The organism is Priestia sp. 10L35 (genome assembly GCF_056395685.1).
The window spans coordinates 147,008-172,657 of sequence record NZ_JBFTKA010000005.1 but is presented as its reverse complement, the minus strand read 5'-3'; the positions used below and the strand labels follow the sequence as shown (position 1 = coordinate 172,657).

At 39.2% G+C, this 25,650-nt stretch carries 24 protein-coding genes and 1 riboswitch; of the genes, 22 read left to right on the top strand and 2 right to left on the bottom strand.

The window, feature by feature from the left end:
* Positions 1–31: 31 nt before the first annotated feature.
* Positions 32–895: a glycine betaine ABC transporter substrate-binding protein gene (locus AC1DEF_RS19130; protein ID WP_097824251.1), complete on the bottom strand. Its 864-nt coding sequence runs from the start codon at positions 893–895 to the stop codon at positions 32–34.
* 594 nt (positions 896–1,489) lie between these two features.
* Here AC1DEF_RS19130 and AC1DEF_RS19125 point away from each other — a divergent pair.
* The 10 genes from AC1DEF_RS19125 (at position 1,490) to AC1DEF_RS19080 (ending at position 12,177) form a co-directional block, all read left to right on the top strand.
* Positions 1,490–2,077 (top strand): TetR/AcrR family transcriptional regulator, encoded by a 588-nt coding sequence (locus AC1DEF_RS19125; protein ID WP_097824250.1) that lies wholly within the window; start codon positions 1,490–1,492, stop codon positions 2,075–2,077.
* A 135-nt stretch (positions 2,078–2,212) separates the two neighbouring features.
* Positions 2,213–3,700 (top strand): aldehyde dehydrogenase family protein, encoded by a 1,488-nt coding sequence (locus AC1DEF_RS19120; protein WP_097824249.1) that lies wholly within the window; start codon positions 2,213–2,215, stop codon positions 3,698–3,700.
* A 25-nt stretch (positions 3,701–3,725) separates the two neighbouring features.
* Complete coding sequence (locus AC1DEF_RS19115; protein ID WP_028407593.1) at positions 3,726–5,102, top strand: putrescine aminotransferase; 1,377 nt, start codon at positions 3,726–3,728, stop codon at positions 5,100–5,102.
* Positions 5,103–5,224: 122 nt separating this feature from the next.
* Positions 5,225–6,181, top strand: coding sequence for an agmatinase (gene speB / locus AC1DEF_RS19110; protein ID WP_043980238.1), 957 nt, complete (start codon positions 5,225–5,227; stop codon positions 6,179–6,181).
* A 299-nt stretch (positions 6,182–6,480) separates the two neighbouring features.
* Complete coding sequence (locus AC1DEF_RS19105) at positions 6,481–7,860, top strand: APC family permease (protein WP_097824248.1); 1,380 nt, start codon at positions 6,481–6,483, stop codon at positions 7,858–7,860.
* 113 nt (positions 7,861–7,973) lie between these two features.
* A complete protein-coding gene (locus AC1DEF_RS19100) occupies positions 7,974–8,633 on the top strand; it encodes an HAD family hydrolase (RefSeq protein WP_097824247.1) in 660 nt (219 codons plus the stop codon).
* A gap of 173 nt (positions 8,634–8,806) precedes the next feature.
* A complete protein-coding gene (locus AC1DEF_RS19095) occupies positions 8,807–9,751 on the top strand; it encodes an ABC transporter substrate-binding protein (RefSeq protein ID WP_097824246.1) in 945 nt (314 codons plus the stop codon).
* Between the two features lie 80 nt (positions 9,752–9,831).
* Entirely contained in the window at positions 9,832–10,866 is a 1,035-nt protein-coding gene (locus AC1DEF_RS19090) for a FecCD family ABC transporter permease (protein WP_097824245.1), read from the top strand.
* Positions 10,867–10,871: 5 nt separating this feature from the next.
* Entirely contained in the window at positions 10,872–11,888 is a 1,017-nt protein-coding gene (locus AC1DEF_RS19085; RefSeq protein WP_013081899.1) for a FecCD family ABC transporter permease, read from the top strand.
* Between the two features lie 124 nt (positions 11,889–12,012).
* Complete coding sequence (locus tag AC1DEF_RS19080) at positions 12,013–12,177, top strand: hypothetical protein (protein ID WP_176521264.1); 165 nt, start codon at positions 12,013–12,015, stop codon at positions 12,175–12,177.
* A 34-nt stretch (positions 12,178–12,211) separates the two neighbouring features.
* Here AC1DEF_RS19080 and AC1DEF_RS19075 read toward each other — a convergent pair whose 3' ends face one another.
* Positions 12,212–13,213: a DUF3231 family protein gene (locus AC1DEF_RS19075; protein WP_097824244.1), complete on the bottom strand. Its 1,002-nt coding sequence runs from the start codon at positions 13,211–13,213 to the stop codon at positions 12,212–12,214.
* A gap of 248 nt (positions 13,214–13,461) precedes the next feature.
* Here AC1DEF_RS19075 and nei point away from each other — a divergent pair, with 248 nt between their 5' ends.
* From nei to AC1DEF_RS19015, 12 genes are all read left to right on the top strand, one after another.
* Positions 13,462–14,280 carry an endonuclease VIII gene (nei, locus tag AC1DEF_RS19070; RefSeq protein WP_097824243.1) on the top strand — a complete coding sequence of 273 codons (819 nt, stop codon included), beginning with the start codon at positions 13,462–13,464 and terminating at the stop codon, positions 14,278–14,280.
* 105 nt (positions 14,281–14,385) lie between these two features.
* On the top strand, positions 14,386–14,763 hold the full coding sequence (locus AC1DEF_RS19065; RefSeq protein WP_043980224.1) for an FAS1-like dehydratase domain-containing protein: 378 nt from the start codon (positions 14,386–14,388) through the stop codon (positions 14,761–14,763).
* Positions 14,764–14,979: 216 nt separating this feature from the next.
* Positions 14,980–16,359 carry a DUF6612 family protein gene (locus AC1DEF_RS19060; protein ID WP_097824242.1) on the top strand — a complete coding sequence of 460 codons (1,380 nt, stop codon included), beginning with the start codon at positions 14,980–14,982 and terminating at the stop codon, positions 16,357–16,359.
* Positions 16,360–16,514: 155 nt separating this feature from the next.
* Complete coding sequence (gene murQ, locus AC1DEF_RS19055; RefSeq protein WP_097824241.1) at positions 16,515–17,420, top strand: N-acetylmuramic acid 6-phosphate etherase; 906 nt, start codon at positions 16,515–16,517, stop codon at positions 17,418–17,420.
* 12 nt (positions 17,421–17,432) lie between these two features.
* Positions 17,433–18,287, top strand: coding sequence for a MurR/RpiR family transcriptional regulator (locus tag AC1DEF_RS19050; protein WP_013081906.1), 855 nt, complete (start codon positions 17,433–17,435; stop codon positions 18,285–18,287).
* A gap of 88 nt (positions 18,288–18,375) precedes the next feature.
* Positions 18,376–19,737, top strand: coding sequence for a PTS transporter subunit EIIC (locus tag AC1DEF_RS19045; RefSeq protein ID WP_097824240.1), 1,362 nt, complete (start codon positions 18,376–18,378; stop codon positions 19,735–19,737).
* Positions 19,734–20,744 carry a MupG family TIM beta-alpha barrel fold protein gene (locus AC1DEF_RS19040; RefSeq protein ID WP_097824239.1) on the top strand — a complete coding sequence of 337 codons (1,011 nt, stop codon included), beginning with the start codon at positions 19,734–19,736 and terminating at the stop codon, positions 20,742–20,744. Before AC1DEF_RS19045 ends, AC1DEF_RS19040 begins: the two co-directional genes overlap by 4 nt.
* Before the next feature lie 215 nt (positions 20,745–20,959).
* Positions 20,960–21,062, top strand: a riboswitch (TPP riboswitch).
* Positions 21,063–21,176: 114 nt separating this feature from the next.
* Positions 21,177–22,454, top strand: a complete 1,278-nt coding sequence (locus tag AC1DEF_RS19035; protein ID WP_097824238.1) for an acetylornithine deacetylase — start codon at positions 21,177–21,179, stop codon at positions 22,452–22,454.
* A gap of 5 nt (positions 22,455–22,459) precedes the next feature.
* On the top strand, positions 22,460–23,131 hold the full coding sequence (tenA, locus tag AC1DEF_RS19030; protein ID WP_060744898.1) for a thiaminase II: 672 nt from the start codon (positions 22,460–22,462) through the stop codon (positions 23,129–23,131).
* A complete protein-coding gene (locus AC1DEF_RS19025) occupies positions 23,124–23,888 on the top strand; it encodes an ABC transporter ATP-binding protein (RefSeq protein WP_013081911.1) in 765 nt (254 codons plus the stop codon). Before tenA ends, AC1DEF_RS19025 begins: the two co-directional genes overlap by 8 nt.
* Positions 23,885–24,628: an ABC transporter permease gene (locus tag AC1DEF_RS19020; RefSeq protein ID WP_097824237.1), complete on the top strand. Its 744-nt coding sequence runs from the start codon at positions 23,885–23,887 to the stop codon at positions 24,626–24,628. Before AC1DEF_RS19025 ends, AC1DEF_RS19020 begins: the two co-directional genes overlap by 4 nt.
* A complete protein-coding gene (locus AC1DEF_RS19015; RefSeq protein WP_097824236.1) occupies positions 24,625–25,635 on the top strand; it encodes an ABC transporter substrate-binding protein in 1,011 nt (336 codons plus the stop codon). Before AC1DEF_RS19020 ends, AC1DEF_RS19015 begins: the two co-directional genes overlap by 4 nt.
* Positions 25,636–25,650 lie beyond the last annotated feature (15 nt).

Genomic DNA, 25,650 nt, shown 5'->3' with positions numbered 1-25,650 from the left:
CCACCTCAATTGTTGTTTTCTTTTACGTCCATTAATCTTTTGTCCAACTGTCAACTAGCTTTTTATGCTTTTTTACCCATTCTTGCGCTGCTTCTTCAGGATTCGAAGATTTTTCAACTTGTGATAGAAGAGGACTGATTAATTTATCATTCATCTCTGCATTATTCATCCATTTTATGACTTGAGGATTTGTCTTTTTAAATTCCTTGCTTGTCATTGTGTAAATGTTGTCAGGGTCTCCAAACGAATTTTTAGGATCTTTTAAGTATTTGATATCAAAGTCTGCAAAAGCCCAGTGAGGATTCCACATAGTAACAACAATTGGTTTTTTGGCATCATAGGCTTTGCGCAGTTCACTGAGCATGGCTGCCTCAGACGATTTTACAAGCGTATAGCTTTTAAGGTCATAATCCTTTAACGCCTGTTCGGCTAATCCATTAATACTGGAGCCTGGGTCAATTCCAATTACTTTGTTATCGACATCAGAAGCAACCTTAGCAAGGTCTTCCGTTGTGTTCACATCTTTCATATAGGCGGGAACTGCGAATCCTAAGCGCGCGTTTTTTAGCCAAGGGTCTTCGATGTTCACTTGATCTTTATACTTTTTGTAAAAAGGCGCATCTGTTGTAGGCAGCCATGGTGCAAACGAAATATCAATGTCGTCATTGGCCGTTCCTACCCAAACACCGGCTTTCTCTAAGAAAACAGTTCTAACCTTGTAGCCTCGATCTTCTAAAATCTGTTTCCATACGTACGTGTAGGCGATGTTTTCAGTATAGTTATTCATGCCGATGGTAATGGTTTTTTTATCTTTAAATGCGCCATTACCGTTGCCGCAAGCCGAAGTAATAACTAGAAGAAAACAAATCATGCTGATTAACAATAGTTTCTTCATGCAATGTAACTCCTTTATAAAGTTTTAAATCAATCTGACTGATATGTAGAACGAGTGCTAAACACAACGAAGTGTATACCCGGTTTTTTTAGGTGGTAAACATAGAAAATATAAAATGTGAAATAGAGTGGGTGATTTTTCGGCGTTATAAAGTTATTTTTAGCTAAAAATGTACATCGTAGTTAAGAGAAATTATGGGAAATAAATGGATAAAATAAGTGACTGTAGAATCAGTTTTACATGTTACCACTCTTTTTTTTACTCCGTCAACTTCGAGTGAAGAGTAATTAAGCGATAAAGCTTTATAAATAAACGCAGAAAAGTATCTTTCTACTAAAGATACTTTTTCAGAAAAATAGTTGCTTAAAGAGCGTTGTATCAGCTTTTACTTTGGATGGTGAAAGGAAGAGAAATAACAGTGAGACATATAAAAAGAGCGAGGGTAAAATGATAAAATAAAAAAATATTTTGAAGGCGGCATGCGACCGATTTTTTAATTAAATTTAAAGATTCAGAAAATTTTATCTTGCATAATTTGTGTTGCTTATAGTAAAATGAATGAAAGTCATTCATTTTATAGGTGGAGGGAAAGAGTTGGTTACAAGCACAAGTGAAAAATACGATAAAATCTTACAGGCAGCGATTGAAGTTATATCTGAAAAGGGGCTTGATAAAACGTCAATTTCAGACATTGTAAAGCGTGCAGGCGTAGCTCAAGGAACTTTTTATCTTTATTTCAGATCCAAAAATGCCCTTGTTCCTGCGATTGCAGAAAACTTACTTTCTTTGTCGCTTGAAAAAATTAAAGAAAGAGCTAAAACAGCAACGGATTTTTTAAGTACATTAGAGGTAATGATTGACGAAACGTATAAAACAACTGATGAATATAGAGATGTTCTTGTTTTATGCTATTCGGGGCTCGCTTTTGACTATTCATTAGAAACATGGGAAGCTATTTACTTACCTTATTACAACTGGTTTGAAGAGGTATTAAACGAGGCTGTTAGAAAGGAAGAAGTCATTAAGCAGCTTAATGTTAAATGGACAGCTAAAACGATGATCAATTTGATTGAAAATGCTGCGGAACTTTTTTATATCGGGCGAGAGCAAGATGTCACACTTGAGCAATCAAAGGAAGAACTTTTTCAATTCTTAAAGCGTTCTCTTGTGCCATCCGTGTAATATTAGCGCTGCTGATATTACACCTATCAAAATGACTGACATTCATTCAAACTATATAATTAATTATCAGAATTATAAGTTTTTAAAAGTTTAAAATGACTGACAATCAGTCGTTATTTAATAAGGAGGTATCTTATGGATCGTACAGCCGTTAAAACGTTAACTTTAAATATGTACATAAACGGAGAGTGGAAAAAAGCAGAGAAGCAACGTCCTACTGTTAACCCAGCCACAGGTGAAGTAATTGGATATGCTGCAGAAGGCAGCGCAGAAGATATGAAAGCAGCAATTGAAGCTGCACGGGAAGCCTTTGACAGCGGAAGTTGGTCTGAGACTTCTGCATCTGAAAGAGCAGCTATCTTATTTAAAATTGCCGATAAGCTTGAAGAAGCGAAAGAGGAATTAGCAGCGCTAGAAACAATGGATAACGGAAAGCCATATCGCGAGGCTGAGGCTGATGTGGAAGATGCAGCTGCTTGTTTTAGATATTACGCTGGATTAATTACAAAGCCAGACGGTCAAACGTACAGTGTTCCTGCACCTATGCAAGCAATGGTTATAAAAGAACCAATTGGGGTGTGCGGACTGATTGTACCTTGGAATTATCCGCTGTTGATGAGCGTGTGGAAAATTGCACCTGCTTTAGCTGCAGGAAATACGATTGTATTTAAACCTTCTGAAGTGACACCGGTTACTCCTACAAAACTTTTTGAGATTTTAGAAAGCGTAGGATTGCCAGAAGGAGTAGCAAACCTTGTTATGGGAGCCGGAGATACTGTAGGAAATACGCTTATTCAAGATAAGCGTGTTGATAAGATTTCCTTTACGGGCGGAACGGTAACTGGAAAACACATCATGCGTCAAGCAGCAGAGAATGTAACGAAAGTCTCTTTAGAACTTGGAGGAAAGTCACCGAACATTATATTTGCTGACGCTGATTTTGAAACAGCTGTAGATTATGCCTTATTTGGAATTTTTGCAGGGAGCGGCCAAATTTGCGCTGCAGGTTCTCGTATTTTAGTAGAAGAAAGCATCGCTGAGAAATTTATTGAACGTTTTGCAGAGCGTGCTCAAAAAATTAAAGTAGGAAATGGAATGAATCAAGAGATTGAAATGGGCCCTCTTGTAAGTGAAGAACATATGAAAAAAGTATTAAAGTACATCGAAATTGGAAAGCAAGAAGGCGCCCGCCTTGTATGCGGAGGCAATCGAATCACCAGCAGTGGATTGGAAAAAGGATTCTTTGTAGAACCTACGGTTTTTAGTAACGTTACGTCAAATATGAAAATTGTGCAAGATGAAATCTTTGGACCCGTTGTTGTTATTCAAACGTTTAAAGACGAAAAAGAAGCTATTAAGCTTGCAAATGATACGGAATATGGTTTGGCAGGCAGTGTGTTTACAAACAACGGTGCAAAAGCTCTTCGGGTGATTAAAAAGCTGCGTGCGGGCATCACTTGGGTAAACACATATCATTTTACATTTAACGAAGCGCCTTGGGGCGGATATAAGCAGAGCGGAATTGGTCGAGGGCTGGGCACGTTTGGATTGGAAGAATTTCAAGAAGTAAAACAAATTAATATTAATTTACAAGTAGAGCCAATCGGCTGGTTTAAAAATTAAAAAGTAGAGAAGGAGCGATATTAAAATGAATACAGTGACGAAAAATCAAGAGGTAAACAAAGCATATGGTGAAGTAAACGAATATATCAACAAAGTGCTGGGACTTATTGAAAAAAGCGAAGTTTCAGCTGAAGAAGCACAGTGGATTACGAAAGAAACAGTAGACGGATTTCGTGAGCATGTTAACCCAGGCTTTTTAGAATATCGCAAAACAGTAACGGTGGATACGCAGTTTGCAGCTGTGGAATGGTCAGATGAAGGCTCTTGTTTTACGGATGTAAACGGTAAAAAATACATTGATTGTTTGGGCGGATTTGGAATTTATAACGTGGGGCACCGCCATCCTAAAGTAGTCAAAGCTGTTCAAGATCAGCTTCAGCGTCAAGCGCTCCATAGCCAAGACTTATTAGATCCACTTCGTGCGATGCTTGCGAAAATTTTAGCAGATATTACACCGGGTGATTTGAAGTATTCCTTTTTCACAAACAGCGGAACAGAAAGTGTAGAAGCCGCTTTAAAATTAGCGAAAATGTATAGTGATCGAACAACGTTTATTTCCACAACACGTTCTTTTCACGGAAAAAGTCTAGGTTCTTTATCAGGTACGGCAAAAGGAATGTTCCGTAAACCATTTCTGCCGTTAATTCCAGGTTTCCGTCACGTGCCGTTTGGTGATATTGACATGATGCGCAAAACATTTGAAACGTGCGCGCTTGTAGGGGAAGATGTGGCAGCTGTTTTATTAGAACCAATTCAAGGAGAAGGCGGCATTATTCTTCCTCCTGAAAATTATTTAAAAGAAGTGCGTGCACTATGTGATGAGTACGACGCTATCTTAATTTTTGATGAAGTTCAAACAGGTATGGGACGTACCGGTGAAATGTTTGCATCAGAACTATACGATGTTGTACCCGATATTTTATGTCTTGCTAAAGCGTTTGGAGGAGGAGTTATGCCTGCTGGCGCGGTTGTAGCAAAAGAAAAAGTGTTTTCAAGCTTCTTTGATAATCCGTTTATGCACACAACAACGTTTGGAGGCAACCCGCTTGCCTGCGCAGCCGCTATTGCAACCATTAACGTGTTGATTGAAGAACAGCTGCCAAACCGTGCAAAAGAGCTGGGAGAATATTTCCTTGCTGGTTTAAAGAAAGCAGCTGAAAAACATGGAGATAAAGTACTTGAAATCAGAGGGCAAGGTTTAATGATTGGAATTGAGTTTCACCAAGATGAAATTGGCTACGCGCTTTCTAAAGGTATGTTTGATGAAGGGATTCTAGTAGCCGGCACGCTTGTAAACTCTAAAACAATTCGTATTGAGCCACCGTTGACTATTTCAGCGGAAGAAGTAGATCAAGTCATTTCTACATTTGAAAAAGTATTAAATGAGCTGAACCACCAATAAATGTAACAAGGAGCAACGAATATGAGTCGGCAAACGTTTCTTATTCCCGTATTGCTTTCAATGATTTTAGTAGTGGAAATGCCTAGCGACTAACTGAAATCATTGAAACGGAGGAGTGAATTATGAAATATCCATTGTCCCCAGATGTCAAACCAGAATTTTGTACAACGGGCTCATTTATGAGGCTGCCAGCGGAAAGAGAAAATGCAAAAGTAGGGCTAGTAGGGATGCCGTTTGATACGGCAGCATCTTTCAGAGTAGGTGCGCGCTTTGCACCTCAGGCAATTCGGCAAGCTTCCATGACGCTGTTTCCTTATCATCCGGTACACGACGTATATCCATTCGATGATACAAATGCTATCGATATTGGTGATGTGCCCGTGATTCCGCATAATATTCACAGAAGCTATGAATTAATGGAAGAAGCGGTAGGCACTCTTATGGATAGAGGAATTGTTCCAATTGGAATTGGAGGAGATCATTCGATTACCTTGGCAAGCCTTCGTGCTGCTGCTAAAAGATATGGTCCAGTGGCTATGATTCATTTTGATTCTCATACAGACACGTGGGATACGTATTACGATGAAAAATATTGGCACGGATCTCCTTTTATACGCGCATATGAAGAAGGGCTAGTAGATCCAAAGAAGGTCTTTCAAATTGGTATCAGAGGAACATTAAATCATCCGGGAGATGTTCAAGAAAGCAAAGACCTCGGTTATCATGTAGTAACGGCCGGGGAGCTTGAACATCAAGGATTTTCAGTGATTTTAGAGCAAATGAAGACAGCGATTGGAGATACTCCGTGCTTTTTAACGTTTGATATTGATTTTGTTGATCCTTCTTGTGCACCAGGAACAGGAACGCTTGAAGTAGGCGGATTCAGCAGCAGAGAAACGCTGAAAATGATCCGTTCTCTGGCGGAATTTAACTATGTTGGATTTGACCTGGTGGAAGTGCTGCCTTCTTATGATCCAACTCAGATAACCTCGTTGCTTGCAGCTACAATCATTCATGATTTTGCTAGTTTAGTTGCAGTGAAAACGAAAAGAGAGTCATTGGATACGATGATTGAATAACGGCTTGTAAGCAGAAATCCCTCTTATTCAGAGGGTATTTCTGCGTTGATATAGCAGGAGATTAGGAACATATAGCTATTTAAAATAAAACGCTTTCATAATATGATAAAAGAAAAAGATAGGTTGTTAGCAACCCTTACCAACTTAAAGAAATAAATCATATATTTGCTATAGTAAATGTAACTACTCTTTATATAAAAATGAATGAAAGTCATTCATTTTTATATAAAGAAATTAAATACAGGCATTTATGGATTTAATTGTCAGAATGTTCTTAATAAATAGAAGGGGGAAGATAAATGAAACATGAAACAGTAACATTAAAAAGGTCGTTGAAATTATGGCAGATTGTATTAATGGGGATCGGATATATGACTCCGATGGTAGTGTTTGATACGTTTGGGATTGCGTCTGATATGACGAATGGACACGTTCCCACGTCTTATATCATAGCCCTTGTCGGGATGCTTCTCACGGCAGTAAGCTATAAAAAGATGATTCAAGTGTTTCCAAATGCAGGGTCAGCTTATACATATACGCAAAAGACAATCAATCCACATTTAGGATTCTTAGTTGGCTGGTCTGCACTAATGGATTATCTCTTTTTACCGATGGTTAACGCACTTATTTTTCAAATTTATTTATCATCTATTTTTCCTTCGGTACCATCGTGGGTTTGGGTTGTCAGCTTCGTCATTATCGTTACGCTGCTAAATTTACGAAGCGTTAATTTCACCGCCAATTTCAATACGTTTCTTGTTATATTTCAAATGACGATTTTAGTATTGTTTGTTGCTGTTTCAATCAAAGCCTTGCTAGGAGGAATGGGGGAAGGTACTCTTTTTTCTATGAAGCCTTTCTTTAATCAGAACATGACGTCATCAGGGCTAATAGCGGGAGCCACACTTATGTGTTTTTCCTATTTAGGATTTGATGCAGTGGCTATGTTATCAGAAGAAACGCCTAATCCTAAAAAAACGATTCCGCAAGCTATTTTTTTAGTTGCGTTAATCGGAGGAGTCATGTTTACCGTGACATCTTATTTTATTCAAGCGGTTTTTCCAACGTTAGAAGGATTCAAGCATCCAGACGCTGCGGCTCCTGAAATTGCTATGTATGTGAGCGGTACGCTGTTTCAAATTGTCTTTTTAGCTGGAGGAATTGCAGGAACATTATCATCAGGCATGTCATCGCATGCAAGCGTTTCGCGTTTATTATACGTAATGGGACGCGATCGAATTTTACCTCAGTCATTTTTTGGTTATGTTCATCCTAAGCTGCGCACCCCTTCGCGAAATATTGTATTAGTCGGAGTTGTATCAGCAAGTGCCATTTTCTTCAGTCTGGCAACAGCTACGTCATTTATTAATTTTGGAGCACTCATTGCGTTTTCTTTTGTTAATATTTCGGTTATTGCGCACTATGCTGTTCATCAAAAGCAGCACCGGTCGGCTAAGGGATTTTGGTCATACATTGTTATGCCACTATTAGGAGCAGCAGCGATTGGCGTTTTATGGCTTAACTTGGAGCGCAACTCCTTTTTACTTGGTATTGGCTGGGGGATTGCTGGTTTGGTTTATTTAGCGTATGCAACGAAAGGTTTTAGAAGGCAGCTGTCTTCCATTGAGTTTAAGGAAACAGAAGAAATGTCACCTTTGATGAAAGTCGGAGAAAAGTAAGGATAGAAACTACCTGTTTAAGCCTATCTTATTAAGGAAGCCACATTTATGGATTACGCATTTTGAACGTGTTACTATGTAAGAACGATAAGATAGAAAAAGGTAGGTAAATTATGATTAAAGCAGTTGTGTTTGATTTTGATGGATTAATTATTGATACAGAATCAGTGTGGTATGAGGTATACCAAGAAATGTTAGAAGACAGGGGAGTAGATCTACCGATTGCAACGTTTGCTTCTTATGTGGGAACGGATGCTACGGCACTTTACGATTACTTGCTTCAGCAGTTTAACAATGAGTTCACAAAAGAGGAACTAGCTCAAGAATCGTTAAGACGTCATCAAGAAAAAATGAAATCATTAGTAGCCCGAGAAGGTGTAGCGGAGTACTTGGCAGAAGCAAAAGAACTTGGATTGAAAATTGGTTTAGCAAGCAGCTCATATCGCGACTGGGTAACAGCTTTTTTAAAAGAGCTAGATTTGCTGCACTATTTTGAAGTCATTCAAACGCGCGATGATGTAGAAAAAGTGAAGCCAGATCCGGCTCTTTACCGAAATGTAATTGAAAAGCTAGGAGTAGAGCCCTCTGAAGCTTTGGCATTTGAAGATTCTTCTAATGGAGCAAAAGCTGCTATGGCAGCAGGCTTGCGCTGTGTGATTGTACCAAATCCGTTAACTAAACATCTGTCGTTCGAAAGATATCACTTACACATCGAATCGATGAAAGAGAAAAGTTTAAAAGAAGTGATTCAGTATCTTTGTATTGAAGATTAAAAAGAAAGGACGCTCCTGCTGCGTCCTTTCTTTTTTTATAGAATAGATATAATTTTTTTAATTAAAAAATAACGAATCAGCTTGTTTAAATAGATAAAACTGATATAATGATAACGATTATCAGTTTCAAGAGTCGATTATCTACATAAAGATACAAGCAGGAGGAATGACATTTGAATAAGAAAAAAATAGGACTGCTGGCTTTTATTACAATGCTGGCAATCGGAATGCTTATCGGCTGCAGCAGCACGAATAAGGGAGATTCAGCTGATGAAAAAAGTGAAAAAACAAGAGTGGTCAAGCATGAGCTTGGAGAGACAAAGGTAAAAGAGAATCCAAAGCGAGTAGTCGTATTAGAGTTAGGCTTTATTGATGCATTGTTAGATGCTGGTATCAAACCTGTAGGAGTAGCTGATGATGATAAAGCAGAACAGCTTATTGATAAAGATGTACTAAAAGAAATCAAAGGATACAAATCAGTTGGCACGCGAGCGCAGCCAAGCTTGGAATCGATTAAACTGCTGAAGCCCGATTTGATTATCGCCGATTCAGAACGTCATAAAAATGTATACAAAGAGTTATCGAAAATTGCGCCAACTATTGAGTTAAAAAACTTAAATGCTAATTACGATGATTTACTAAATACAGAGTTAAAAGTAGGAGAAGCGGTTGGCAAGAAAGCAAAAGTTGAAAAAGTGGTAGAAGAGCATAAGCAAAAAATGAAGGATTTAAAAGCAAAAGCACCAAAAAATCCGGGCAACGTACTTGTTATCGCTGATGCAAATGGTAATATTAATGCTAGAACTTCAAATTTCTTTACAACGGGTGTTCTTGAGCAATTAGGCTTCAAAAATGCATTAACAGATCCTACAAAAGAGTACAGTGTAAAAATGACAATGGAACAGCTTGTAAAAGCAGATCCGGACAAACTCATTGTTATGCGAAATGAAAAAGGTCATACGCCTTTAGCAAAACAGCCATTATGGAAAGAGCTAAAAGCGGTTAAAAATAATCAAGTGTATGAAGTTGATGTATTTAAATGGTCTCTTCGCCGAAGTGTACAAGGTGCAAATGGTATTGCAGATGAAGCAGAAAAGTTATTATTTGAAGGCAAATAATAACGAAGAAAAGAACAATCCAGCGGGATTGTTTTTTTTCTTTTTAATGAACTTTCAAATAGAAGGAGGCGCATTCTACTATGAAAGCTGTTCACGGCTTATCCAAAAGAAACAAATCTCCGCTTCGTATAATAGCTATTTTTTTTGCGGTTATTATTCTTTTACTGATTTCAATGTTTTTATCTATTTCCATCGGTTCTATACATATTTCTTTTGGAACGATTAAGCAAGCTATACTAAATTTTGACGGATCAAAAGAACAGTCTATTATTCAAACTGTCCGTCTGCCTCGCTTACTGGTAACGGCATTTGTTGGCGCTAATTTGGCTGTCGCTGGAGCGTTGATGCAAGCATTAACTAGAAATCCATTAGCTTCTCCTGGTATTTTTGGTATTAATGCCGGCGCATCAGCGGCAATGGTATTTTTAACGGTTTTAGTGCCTAGTGTAAGCATGATTGGCGGGGTATTTGGTGCATTTTTAGGAGGCGCATTTGCTGCTGTTATTGTTTATGTCATGAGTTCGTTGATTAAAGGAGGCGACAGTGATGTAAAGCTTGCTTTAACAGGTGTTGCTATACAAGGTATGCTTATGTCTCTCACGCAAACGCTGCTGATTTTTAATGAAAGCAAAACAGAAGGCGTTATGTTCTGGCTCACTGGTTCAGTTATTGGGCGAGATTGGGGACATGTTCATGTATTGGTTCCTTTTAGTATCGCGGGCCTGCTTATTGCGTTTGGTCTGGGAAGAGCGTCTTCTTTATTGTCTTTAGGAGATGACGTAGCTAGAGGACTGGGGCAGCGAGTCTTTGCCATTAGAGCGTTCACTGCAGTTGTTGTGATTGTATTAGCAGGTGTTTCGGTGGCAATTGCGGGTCCCATTGGCTTTGTAGGGCTTGTTGTTCCTCATATGGTACGCTATTTAATAGGTGTAGATTACCGGTTCGTTTTGCCAATGAGCGCGCTGCTTGGTGCATCTTTATTGCTGCTAGCAGACGTATTATCACGATTTATTACATACCCGTATGAGACTCCTGTAGGTGCAGTAACAGCGTTGCTCGGAACGCCGTACTTTATTTACTTAGCGAGACGCAAAAAAACAGAAAGGAAGGCATGAGTTATATGCAGACTGTCAATAAAACAAAAAAGCAGCCATCTCGATTCAAGTCTGTCGGCCTGTTTATCATTCTTTCTGTCTTAATTATAGCGCTGAGTGTGATAAGCCTTAGCTTAGGAGACATTAACATACCTCCTCTAGACATTATTACGTCTTTTATTGGTATTGGCGATCCTGACTTGACGTCCATTTTAGTAGAATTTCGTCTGCCTCGTATTTTGCTGGCTATTTTAACAGGAGTCGGCCTAGCTGTGTCCGGAGTCGTCGTACAGTCCATTATGAGAAATCCGCTCGCTAGTCCAGATACATTAGGTCTATCAAGCGGATCAGGATTAGCAGCTGTTGCAGTCACTATTTTACTGCCTTTAGCAAGCCCATCTGTTTTATCTGTCGCTGCGTTTGCAGGAGGCTCGCTTGTCTTTGTAATCGTCTATTTGCTTGCTTATAAAAAAGGAGTAGAACCTATTCGATTTGCATTAATAGGTGTAGCAGTCAGCGCTTTTTGTTCATCCGGTATTCACTTGTTAATTTCAAAAGCAAATCCAAACGTAAATGCGGCACTGATTTGGCTGAGCGGCAGCTTATGGGGAAGAACATGGGATCAATTAATTGGTTTACTTCCCTGGGTCGTTATATTAGTACCGTTGATTTGGCTGTTAGCTGCTCGGTTAGATTTAATTCATTTAGGTGATGAAGTGGCTCGAGGACTAGGGGCTAGAGTAGAGTTAATTCGTCTAGTATTGCTGGCAAGCGCAGTGGCAATGACGGCTGCGGTTGTATCGGTGGTTGGCACAATTGGCTTTGTAGGGCTTATTATTCCTCATGTGGCCAAACGGTTAGTGGGACCGAGACACAAAAAATTGATTCCTACAGCCGCTTTGCTTGGCGCTTTGTTTGTATTAGCAGCAGATTTAATTGGGAGAGGAATTGCTCCTCCGATTGAAATTCCGGCTGGATTAATCATTGGCATTATCGGCGCTCCGTATTTTCTTTATTTACTGTGGAGAGAATCTAAAAAATGAGGCTGTGACAAAAGTAGTGTAGTTAAAGTTAAACACGAACTATTCATCAAAAATGGATGAATAGTTCGTGTTTTTTTGTAATCATGGTGAACGTAGGTTTCATATATGCAGGTGCTTCTAGCTGTTGTTTGTAGAGCAAGGCGAAGACTCCTGCGGGAAAAGCGCAACAGGTGAGACCCCGCAGGAGCGCAAGCGACGAGGAGGCTCAGCGGGCGCCCGCGGAAAGCGAAGCCTTTCACGGAAATCAACAGCGGTGTCACAAGCAGTCCAACTCATTGCTCGTCTTTAGATTGGGTTCATTTCGTTATGTCCCAATCTCATTTTTATTCCAAATGAATTTTTGGGAATGGAATATGCGGAGGCTCTTCTAGCCATCCTTGTTCAATGCTTATTCTTGATACTTCTTTGGCGTATTCCAAAATTTCATTCGTGAAGTTTGTATAGTTTAAAGCGAGATCTAAACGCGGGCTCGTTGACATCGCCAGCCCGTATCCACGTACATTTTCAGTAATCATCGCAGCCAGGTGAAACATCATGAGTTTTTCTGAAAATGGAGGAACGGAAGACTTTTCTACTCCGTAATCCCACTTCATTGTGACCGGTATGTTTTCTACCATTAGCGGTTGTGACAGGGATTCAATGTGCTGCTGTACCTGCTCTCTACCTTTTAACAAAAAAGCTTGAATTTCCTGAGAAGGAGCTGTTTGAGCAAACCCTAAAATTAAATCCTTTGCAATTAAGTTCGTCTGTATGCTTGACACGATATGAGAAATTTCAATGACCGTTAACGGCCGCTTTTCATCAAAATAGCTTCCTAAGAAGAGTTCTTTATCGTTCATATCAGACGCATCTGCAATAGGAATAGGAGGAAGCTCTATAAAAATTTGTTTTTCTAACAGCAAATCTGTAATCGTTTGATTAAGCTTTTCTGCTTTTAATAGCAAGCTGCGAAAAAAAGATCGTACATCACTTCTTGCGGCAACATCGACGCCCGTAGTTGCTGATAGCAGAAGGACATTTGAAATATGCTTCAAATAAAGCAAATAAAAAGAATCCGAAAATAATTTTGGAGCTTCAATATTAAGGTCTTCTTCGCCGAAACCTAGCGGGATTGGCATATTTTCTTTTAAAAAGATAGCAGTGAGCGCATCACTGTTTTTTGTTGTGATATGCAGTGTACCTTGAATCGCTTTTTGAATATCTAAATCGTCTACATGACACAGAAAATGTTTAAGCATACAAGAAATTGCTTTATCGTTCATATATTGCTTCCAAATAACAGCCATCTCGGCGGCTGATAGTGGAGAAAATGATTGATTGTTCATAATAAACTCCTCATATATAGATAAATAACAAGTTTCTAAAAGGTTATCAACTAGTATAAGTCAAAGGAAGTAAGATAAACACTATAGAAAGTAAAAAAGGTATCAACATTTTACTATAAGAGTAACCGTCATGCATAATTTAAAGGTTCTTTTAGGAAAAGAAGAGTTCAACCGCTTCTTTCTTGCAAAGCAGAAATAAAACCGAAATAATAAATGAAGAAAGTTAGGCAAGAAAGGAGTTTCATTATATGCCAGAAGGTCCAGAAATTAGACGAGCAGCCGATGAAGTGGAAAAAGCGATTATTAGTCTTCCCGTTAGAGAGATATGGTTTGCTTTTCCATCTTTACAGCATTACGAAGAAGTATTAACGGGTGCTCGTATTAAAAGGGTAGATACAAAAGGGAAGGCTATGCTTATTCGTTTTGACAATGGTTATACCATTTATTCACATAATCAGCTTTATGGAAAATGGTATGTACGTTCATCTTACAATTATCCATCTACAAACAGACAGCTGCGTCTTGCTATTCATAATGAAAAAAAATCAGCGCTGCTCTATAGCGCTTCTGATATTGAAGTATTGCGTGATGAAGAAGTTTCTGCTCATCCTTTTGTATCAAGAGTAGGTCCGGATATTTTAAGTGAAGAAGTAACGGCAGAAGAGCTTTTAGATCGCTTTTACTCTAAGTCATTTTACTGCAGAAAATGGGCGTCACTGCTGCTAGACCAAAGCTTTATAGCGGGGATTGGAAATTATTTGCGCAGTGAAATCTTATTTGTAGCGGGAATTAATCCTGCAGCTCGTCCGGTAGACTGCACGGAAGAACAGCTTAAAAAGGCAGCTGAAGCAACCATTTCTCTTGTCAAACGGTCCTATGAAACAGGTGGCATTACAAATGATGTAAAGCTTGCTGAAACGTTAAAAAAGAAAGGCCAAAAGCGCTCTGAATACCGCCACTGGGTTTTTAACCGTGAAGGAGAAGCTTGCCGAATTGACGGCACGCCTATCTTAAAAGTGCAAGCTGCTTCTAGAAGGCTTTATTACTGTCCTACTTGTCAAAAATAGCAGGATATATTTATTCTGCTATTTTTTTGATGTAGGAATGAATGACTGTTCATTTTTTGTGATATAGTTAAAAAGTAAAGTCATAATCTTAAGGGGAGGGATAAGATGGAATGTAAAACAGGAGATACATTTACGTGGCAAAGAACGTTTCAAGAGGAAGAAATCATGCAGTTTGCGGAGATGACTGGAGACCGGGGCAAACATCATATAGAACGTGACGAAAAAGGGCGGATAATGGTGCATGGACTTATGACTGCTAGTATTGGAACAAAAATAGGAGGAGACTTAAACTACATTGCAAGAGAAATGGTGAGTGAATTTCTTCGTCCAGTTTTTGCAGGAGATACAGTTACCTGTGAATGCATATTAACTGAAGTAGAAAAAGCAGATGGTTTTAAAAAAGTGAAAATCAAATCAGTGTATCGAAATCAACAAGGTAAAGAAGTACTGATAGGGACAAGTAATGGAGTTATTAGAGATTAAAATGAAAACGCTAACAAAAAATAAGTTATGAATGTTGTTAGAAAAGTCACGGATTCGTGACTTTTTTATTATGCAATTTCCTTCTTTTGTTGGTTACCATTTAAATGTAAATATGGTAATTTAGTAAAGTTGAGTTTCGCAAATGGTAAAAATGTGTATTTACTAAGTACATAGATTCTTATTTTTGGAAAAATATTTAAAAAAGGAGTTTCTTATATGAAAAAAATAATGAATACAGGCTTAGCACTATCATTCGCTCTATTGCTTTCGGCATGTGGGATGCCGTCTTCAGAGGAATTAACGGGTGACGTGAAAGAAGCACAAGAAAAGGTGAAAAATGTTCAAGTGAAAGTCACTGGAAAAGCAGAAGGATCCTCTGATTACCAAGTAAACGGAGTACAAGAGTTTGATTTTAAAAGTAAAGCAGGTTACATTAACACAAAAATGAACGGCGAAGAATTGAAGATGTATCATGATGGTGATGAAACGCTAGCTGTGGCTGGAGAAGAAAGCACAAAAGTACAGGGAGAAGAAAAAAAGTACGTTGCGGCTTTAATTAATAACGCTATGGAGCTTCAACAAAATCCAATACGCTACTATCAAAAATATGATAAAAATCTTCCAAATGAATTTGGCGTCACCGAAAAAGACAAAGAGTATGTATTAACATTTAACGGAGACAAAGACAAAAAGCAAAAAATTGTAGCAGGTGATGCTAAAGCTTATTATAAAATAACAAATCAAGGCAGCGATACCGCTGTAGACCTTGACCAAATTAAGGGAAAAGATTTTTCGCTTGTTGTGACAATTGATAAAGAAACGAAGCAAATAAAGAAAGTAGTAAAAAATCAGTCGTATTCAGTTAAAGTAGACGGGAAAACAGAAAACTCAAAGTCTAAGCAAACGTATACGTATACATATAACCAATTAGACAATGTAACAAAACCAAAAGTGGAAGCAAAAGCCGCTGCTGCTTCTAAAGATAGCAGCACCGAAACGCCAAGTAAGGAAAAGCAAGCTGCCTATGCCAAGGAAGCAGGACAATACGTGGATGCTTTAATTCAAGCAACTGTTTATCAAAATACAGATCAATTTGTTGCTAAACATCCGAATCAGCAAGATAAGAAACAGGTGAAAGAAAAAGGGGAGTTCCAAAAGAGTTCGTTTGTAGAGTTTTTTGAAACGAATTTTAAAGGTGCTTTATCATCATTGAGCTCAAATATAACCGACGAGCAGTTAAACGAAGTAAGCAGCGCTTTTCTAAAAGCTCTTTCATCTACAAAATATAAAATTAAAGATGCAGCGTATAGTGATGAAGATGATGCGTACGTCGTACAAGTCGAAATTCAAGGATTTAACGATGCAAGTGTATTAGCGGAAGTCATGACACCACTTGCAGAAAAATATCAGGCGGGTGAGCTGAGTAACGAGCAGTTAGTAAACGAACTTATTAACGGAGTGGCAAAACGCTATCGTGAGCCAGTTGAATTACTTCCTGCAAAAACAGTCCCTGTACACGTCGTAAGAAATGGTGAACAAGATTACGAAGTTTTAATGCAAGATGAGTATCTGTTAACATTTGCTCAACAATCATAAATAGACATAAAAAAAGATTTTAGCTATATGCCAGAAGTCTTTTTTTGTGTTTTTCAAAATATAATTTTAAAAAATAAAATAAATTATTGAAATTATATTTCAAACAAATTATAATAGCCATAACTTCACTATATGATGAAAAAGGAGCCCAAAAGATGAATGAACAGCTTACGTTATTAACAACAGAGTCCCAAAACGAACACACAATGAAGATAGATACAGCTAGTACAAAGGAAATTTTAAACATAATGAATAATGAAGATCAAAAAGTGGCGCTGGCTGTACAAAAAGTACTTCCAGACGTAGAGGTGGCAGTTGAATTTGTAAGTGAATCGTTTCAAAAGGAAGGCCGGCTTATTTATGTCGGAGCAGGAACAAGCGGGAGGCTGGGAGTATTGGATGCTGTTGAATGCCCGCCTACTTTCAGTACCAATCCCAATCAGGTACAGGGATTGATGGCTGGAGGAGAAAAAGCATTTGTTAAAGCAGTTGAAGGTGCTGAAGATAACGAAGAATTGGGAGCAGCAGATTTACAAAAAATTCATTTGAATGAACGAGACACAGTCATTGGAATTGCTGCAAGCGGACGCACTCCTTATGTGATTGGTGCATTAAGATATGCAAAATCTGTAAAAGCTAAAACGGTGGCGCTGTCTTGCAATGGTAATTCTCTTATTGGAAAAGAAGCGGACCATAGTATTGAGGTGATAGTAGGTCCGGAAGTGCTAACAGGTTCCACAAGGTTAAAAGCAGCAAGCGCTCATAAAATGATTCTCAACATGATTTCTACAGCGGCTATGATCAAAGTAGGAAAAGCGTATGAAAACTTAATGATAGATGTTCATGTGAGTAATGAAAAGCTTAAAGAACGAGCAATAGGTATTATTTGTAAAATTACGGGTGTTTCTTATGAGCAAGCAAGTCGAACGCTTGAAGAAGCAAATAATGAGGTAAAAACAGCAGTGGTTATGATCAAAACAAATGAAAATTATGACACCGCGAAGATGTTACTGAATAATGCGGACGGTTATGTGAGAAAAGCGATTGAACATTACGTATAAAGGAGAGAAACGATGTCAACAGGCGGATTAACAATGATTAAAAACACGGTGGCTAAGCTTCCTGATTCGGAGAGGAAAATTGCTGAATATATTTTAAACAACCCGCATACTGTGGTAAACAGTACGGCTGGGGAACTAGGTAGACTAGCGAATGCGAGCAGTGCTGCTGTTATTCGTTTGTGTAAATCTATCGGGGTTAGCGGGTTTCAAGAATTAAAGGTAAGAGTAGCCGGTGATTTAGCTAGAGATACGGAGCAAGGATACCGCGATATTGAAACAAATGAAACGATTCAATCTATTGTCAAAAAAACGGCAAGCAACAGCATTCAAAGTCTAAGTGATACGGCCGAGCTTGTGAATTACAAAGAAGCAGAGCGGGCTGTTTTGGCGCTGATTGAAGCTAAAAACATTCATTTTTTTGGAATCGGTGCTTCACATATTATTGCTATGGATGCGCAGCAAAAATTTCTTCGAATTAATAAAAATGCGACTGCTTTTGCAGATAGCCATCTAGCAGCTACACTTATCGCAAATGCAAGTAAAGACGATGTAGTTGTGGGCATCTCTTTTTCAGGGGAGACTCCTGAAGTAAGCAATGTCTTATCTTTAGCTAAAAATCGCGGAGTAAAGACGATTAGCTTAACCAAGTACGGACAGTCTACCGTTTCGTCTTTAGCTGATATTTGTTTGTATACGTCTTATTCTCAAGAAGCGCCGTTTCGAAGCGCAGCTACATCGTCTCGTTTAGCCCAGCTTTATGTGATTGATGTGTTATTTTTAAGTATTGCAGCGCAGCAGTATGACCAGACGATTGAGTATATTGATAAAACAAGGGATGCCATTCAGTTTTTGAAAACTAAGAAATAAAAAAAGAAAACGATTACAAAAGAGGGTTTTGTGGTCTGTTTCCTCAGTACCGTGTCCATCTAAGAGGAAAATACAAAGGGGGATTAACATGTCTGTAGATAATCATCAATTAGCAAAGGTTATTTTGGAGATGCTTGGGGGAGCATCAAATATTGAAGCGTATACGCATTGTATGACTCGGCTGCGCGTGACTGTAAAAGATGATTCAATTGTAAAAAAGGCAGATATACGAAAGCTTGAAGGCGTACTTGGATTAGTTGAAGAAGAAACGCTGCAAATCATTATTGGTCCTGGAAAAGTAAACAAAGTAACAGAGGAATTTGGAAAGTTAATTGATGAATCTGGCGGTATTAATTTAGAAAATCGTGCGGCTCAGCGGAAATCGGAGCTGAAAGAAAAAAATGCAACGCCGTTTAAGCTCTTGCTTCGCCGAATTGCGAGTATTTTTATTCCGTTAATACCTGCTCTTGTAGCATCTGGACTTATCACCGGAGTGACAAAAGCAGCTGTTCAAGCGAAGTGGCTTCCGGCAGATTCACAGATTGCTATTCTTTTAACCGTTATCGGAAGCGGTTTATTTGCTTATCTTGGTATTTTAGTAGGTATTAATGCGGCAAAAGAATTTGGTGGTTCGCCGGCTCTAGGAGGCTTAGCCGGTATTTTAGTCATTAATCCTACCGTAGCTGATATTAAACTTTTTGGTGAAGCACTTTTGCCGGGACGGGGCGGCTTAATAGGCGTATTGCTTGCAGCAATCTTTATGGCCGTAGTGGAAAAACGAGTGCGTAAATTTGTCCCTCAGTCACTGGATATTATTATTACACCGACCGTTACGGTGTTAATTACAGGCATTATTACGTATGTAGTGTTCATGCCAATCGGAGGTTTGATTTCAGATGGAATCACAAAAGGCCTTTTAGGAGTTTTAGAGGTTGGAGGAGTTGTAGCAGGCTTTGTTTTAGGAGCAACGTTCTTGCCGCTTGTCATTACAGGACTGCATCAAGGTCTTACTCCTGTTCATTTAGAGCTTATCAATTCAATTGGAGATGATCCGCTTCTTCCTATACTAGCAATGGGCGGAGCCGGTCAGGTAGGTGCTGCTTTTGCTATTTATATCAAAACGAAGAAAAAACGTTTAAAGCGAGCAATTGGAGGCGCTCTTCCTTCAGGGCTGCTTGGAATCGGAGAGCCGCTTATTTTTGGAGTCACACTTCCTTTAGGGCGTCCATTCTTAACCGCTTGTCTCGGAGCTGGAATCGGCGGAGCGTTTCAGGCGCACTTTCATATTGCAACTGTAGCGGTGGGGGTATCAGGTTTACCGCTTACGTTTTTAGTTCATGCGCATCAAATTCTTCTTTATTTACTTGGATTAGTTGTTGCTTATGCAGCAGGCTTTGTTTGTACCTATTTCTTTGGATTTAACGATGAAATGGCGAGGGAGTTTGAATGATCGGTATTTCGTTTTATTTAAATGATAGTGATGCCCCCGAAAAATTAATAGAAGCGAGTGAGTGCGGGGTTACACGTGCATTCACTTCGCTTCACATTCCAGAAGAAAAAGGGGATTTGGCTGAACGGGCAAAAGAATTGCTTCATGTGGCTAGAGATTGTGGAATAAGCGTGTATGCAGACGTATCTAAGCATACGCCAGTTCATTTAGGTATTGAAAGCCTTATGTCGCTATCTTCACTTGGCGTATCTGGTATTAGACTAGACGATGGCTTTAGCGCAGAAGAAACTCTTTCGCTTGCGAATGAATTTTATATTGCTGTTAATGCAAGTACGTTATCCAAACAAGAAATTGAAGCACTCTTATCTGCAGGTCTTCATCATCATCAGCTACTTGCATGGCATAATTTTTATCCGCGGCCTGAAACAGGGCTTGAAGAAACGTTTTTTCAACAGCAGACAGATTTATTTAATGAACTTCGTATTCCAGTCTGCGCTTATATTCCTGGAGAAGACGAAAAAAGAGGCCCTATTTATCAAGGTCTTCCTACTAGAGAAAAAGACCGTAATAGATGTCCTTTTACCTCTGCAGTAGATTTATACGGATGCGGAGTAGCAGAGGTTTATATTGGAGATCCATGCGCCGGTTCAAGTTTATTAAAGCGTTTGGTTCAATATCAAGAAAGCCGTATTATTCCGCTGCGCATTCGTTCACCTCATATAGAGGGAACATACAGCGTGCGTCCGGATGTATCAAAAGACGTTCTGCGTTTAGTTGATACTCGATCTGTAAAACCAGTACCGCCATTTCATACAGTAGAGCGCAGAATGGGAGCAATTACAATGGACAATGGTGGCTACGGACGTTACAGAGGAGAGGTTCAAATAGCTAAAACGAATTTGCCTGCAAATGCTAATGTGAATGTGATTGGGTATGTAATAGAAGAAGATCATGAGCTGCTTTCGTTAGTGAGACCGGGGCAAAAACTTGAGCTTGTCACTGTCTAAATGGAAAAACCGCGTATTTTTAAAAAAGCCGCTAACTAGTAAGCTTATAAAAGTAAAGAGCACACACTGCTTAAAAAAGGTGTGTGCTTTTTATTTTACTAAAAAGGAAACTATTTTCATTGCTGAATCATGAACCTTTCTATTGAATAAAACGCTTTACTATGATAAAACTATTACAGGTAAACATATGATAATCGTTTAATTTTATAGAGATACAACGCCACTAGGGGTGCTTTCTAAGCTGAGAGAGACGAGAAGTCTTAACCCTTATAACCTGAACTAGGTAATACTAGCGTAGGAAAGAGGTATTGTAATGGATGTTTTGTATGGTATTTCCTTACGAACTCGTTATAATAATTTTTTGTATATAAACAAAAACACTTCTTTCCTGCGAAAGAAGTGTTTTTTTATGCGTAAAGGAAGGTGTCATACATGGAAGAAACAATTGATTTGATTGTCAAACAGGTAGAGGAGCGCAAAGGGGAGCTAATCCAGTTAGTAAAAACGCTTGTTTCATATAAAACGCCGGCGCCTCCTGCACGAAATTCTCATGAAGCGCAGCGTTACGTAGCAGATTTCCTTAAAAACTGCGGTTTTTCCATCGATATGTGGGACTTATATTCCAACGATCCCATCGTAGTAGGTACGTTAAAAGGACAAAAATCAGCTGACTATCAAAGCTTGATTATTAACGGGCATATGGATGTTGCTGAGGTACAAGAAAATGAAAAGTGGGGGACAAATCCGTTTGAAGCTGTGGTAAAAGACAATATGATAATCGGACGCGGAGTTGCTGATATGAAAGGCGGCTTGGCAGGAGCATTATTTGCAGTGCAGCTTTTAACGGAAGCAGGAATTGAACTGCCGGGAGACTTGATTTTTGAATCCGTTGTAGGAGAAGAAGTGGGAGAAGCAGGTACGCTGCAATGCTGTCAGAAAGGATATACAGCTGACTTTGCGCTTGTAGCCGATACGAGTGATTTACATATTCAAGGTCAAGGCGGAGTAATCACAGGATGGATTACGATAAAAAGCAGCAAAACCTATCATGACGGTACACGCCGAAGCATGATTCATGCTGGAGGAGGGCTGTTAGCTGCGAGCGCTATCGAAAAGATGGCAAAAGTGATCGGAGGGCTACAAGAATTGGAGCGCCACTGGGCTGTTACAAAGAGCTATCCAGGATTTTTGCCAGGAACAAACACGATTAACCCAGCAGTAATCGAAGGCGGAAGGCATGCTGCGTTTATTGCAGATGAATGCAGGCTGTGGATCACCGTTCACTATTATCCTAATGAATCATACGACCAAGTATCAAAAGAAGTGGAAGAATACATTTTAGCTATTGCAAAAGCAGATCCATGGTTAAAAGATAATCTGCCAACCTTTGAATGGGGAGGCACATCAATGATTGAAGACAGAGGAGAAATCTTTCCGTCATTAGAAATTGATGAAGGTCATGCAGGAGTGCAGCTGCTTGCACATACTCACGAACAAATTGAAGGGAAAAAGCCCCCAATCGATGTGTCAACTAGCGTAACAGATGGCGGTTGGCTAGCTGATGCGGGAATTCCGGCAGCTATTTATGGTCCGGGAAATTTAGCAAATGCACATGCTGTGAATGAACAATTAGATATGAATCAGCTTATTCAATATACAAAAGTGATGGTGCAGTTCATTTATACGTGGCTGCATACGCATAAGGAGTGATCATCATGAAATTTAGTGAACGATTATACGAAAAGCTGCAGCCTATTTGGCGTCAAAATCATAATCATCCCTTTGTACAGGGAATGGGAGACGGAACGCTTGAAAAGGAGAAGTTTCGCTTTTACATGATTCAAGATTACCTTTACCTAATTGATTATGCTAAATTATTTGCGATTGGAGCCATGAAAGCTACCGATGTTCAAACGATGGGGAAATTTGCTGCACTTTTGGATTCTACATTAAACGAAGAAATGAGCCTGCACCGTGAGTATGCCAAGAAATTTGAAATCAGCGAAAAAGAATTAGAAAAAGCGCAGCCATCTCCTACAACGCTTGCATACACACACTATATGCTGCACGTTGGTCAAAGCGGAACATTAGCTGAATTAGTGGCGGCTCTTTTGCCTTGTATGTGGAGCTATTGGGAAATAGGAAAAGAACTCAGTGAAAAGCCCGGAGCTAACAATGAGTTTTATCGTGAGTGGATTGAAATGTATAGCTCAGAAGAATTTGGAGAACTAGCGACATGGTGTATTAATTTATTCGACTCACTTACTGAAGACAAATCAGAAGCGGAGTTAGAAAAGCTCGAAGAAATTTTCTTAAATACAACGCGTTTTGAGTATATGTTCTGGGATATGGCTTATAACGAAGCGATGTGGCCAATTCATGAATAAGTCTGTGTTATCTTTTCAAAACGTCAGTTTTACGTACAAAAATGGTGATCAACCGATTTTAACATCATTAAACTTAGACGTGAAAGAAGGCGAGTTTGTCAGTATAGTTGGAGCGAGCGGTTCTGGGAAAAGTACGTTGTTTCGTCTCATTACAGGTCTTGAACAGCAGAGTGAAGGCGATATCGTGATTAACGGACAGTCTTATGAAAAGCGGCTTGGAAAAGTAGGCTACATGCCGCAGCAAGATTTGCTTCTTCCGTGGCGCACGATTTTAGACAATGCAGCGCTGCCGCTTGAGCTTCACAATGTGTCAAAAGCAAGTGCTCATAGGCAAGTATCTCAGCTGCTCGAAGAGTTTGGTTTAAAAGGGTATGAAAATCGTTTTCCAAGTGATTTATCTGGAGGGATGAAGCAGCGTGTTTCTTTTCTGCGAACTGTATTAAGCGGTTCTAACGTACTGCTTTTAGATGAGCCTTTCAGTGCGCTTGATGCCATTACGCGTTTGTCGATGCAAGAATGGCTGCTTGAACAATGGCAAAAGCGTAAGCACACCATCTTATTTATCACTCATGACGTAAACGAAGCGCTTTTTTTATCAGATCGTATTTTTATCTTTTCAGACAAGCCGGTAAGTCATCTTGAAGAGATTCAAGTGCCGCTTAGCAGACCTCGAACGCAAAAAGATTTGAATCAACAGCGTGTGCTTGACGTAAAAGATTATTTAATTGAACAGCTTAGATCGAAGGTGAACACATGAAAAAGTACGGAGCTTCAGTGATATTAGTAGTCATTTTACTGGTTGCTTGGGAAATTGGAGCACGCATTGTAAACTATCCGTTTATTTTACCAACGCCCACCGGTATTTTAACGAAGCTTTGGGATTTGCGAATGGATTTATTGTTTAAGCATTTACCAGCTACGTTATCTATTGTCGTAATTGGGCTGGTTATATCCGTTGTGCTAGGGGTTCTGCTGGCCGTGTGGATGAATTGGAGCTCGCTTATTGAGCGTGCTTTCTATCCGCTTATTATTGCGTCACAAATGATTCCGACCATTGCCATTGCTCCTGTATTTGTTCTCTGGTTTGGCTACTCCATTTGGAGCAAAGTGATTGTGACCGTATTAATTACGTTTTTTCCCATTACCGTTAGCACGTTTGACGGGCTTCGTTCCACAAACAAAGAGTTAAAAGAACTCATGTTAACGATGGGAGCAACAAAAAAAGATATTTTCTTTAAGTTGAACATTCCTTCTGCACTGCCTCATTTTTATTCAGGGCTCAAAGTAGCGGTTACCTTTAGTATAATAGGTGCTGCCATTGGCGAATGGTTAGGTGCACAAGCAGGCTTAGGATATTTCAGTCGTCGTATGATGACACAGTTTGATGCAGCTGGTGTATTTGCACCAATTGTAATTTTATCTGCGCTTGGTATTTTATTCTTTATTATTGTAGTAGGTTTTGAAAAACGTTCATTAAAGTGGAGGAAAACAGAATGAAAAAATGGTTTGTAATTGGCTTAAGCCTGATGCTTGTTTTGATGCTCGCTGCTTGTGGTCAGAACAAGGAAAATAAAGCTGGTGACAGTAAAAAATTAAAAGACGTTACAATTATGCTTGATTGGTATCCAAATGCAGTGCACAGCTTCATTTACGCTGCACAAGAAAAAGGATATTTCAAAAAAGAAGGGCTGAATGTAAAAGTACAGTTTCCTGCTAATCCAACAGACTCGCTTAATTTAGCAGCTGCGGGGAAAGTTACGCTCGGCCTTTATTATCAGCCTGATGTAGCAATGGCACGAGCAAATGAAGATGTGCCGGTAAAGTCGGTAGGAGCAATCGTAAGGTCTCCGTTAAACCGAGTTGTGGCGCTGAAAGATAGCGGTATTACGCGTCCTAAAGATTTAGAAGGAAAAGTAGTAGGCTACAGCGGAACACCATTAAGCGAGTCTGTTCTAAAGAAAATGGTGAAAAGCGATGGAGGAGATCCGAATAAAGTCAAACTAGTAGACGTAGGATTTGAGTTAAATTCATCGCTGATTAGTAAAAAAGTAGATGCCGTAATAGGGGCATATATTAATCATGAAGTACCATTGCTTCACAAAAAAGGATACAAAACGGTTGACATTGATCCTTCGGATTACGGCGTACCATCTTACTATGAGCTAGTGGCAGTTACTGGGGATCAAACATGGGCAAAAGATTCTGATACGATTAAAGCGTTTTGGCGTGCTGCGACAAAAGGATATGAGTACACAGAGAAGCATCCAAAAGAATCACTTCAAATTCTATTAGATAACCAAGATAAATCAAACTTCCCTCTTGAAAAAGACGTGGAAACAAAAAGTTTAAATATTTTACTTCCGAAAATGAAGTCTGAACACGGATTTGGCAGTCAAACGAAAGAATCATGGCAGTCAAATGTGGACTGGTTAAAAGAGTCAGGATTAATTAAGAAAAAGCCAAATGTAGATGAAATGTTTGAGAATATCGGAGAATCTAAGTAAATAATTTAAGACGAA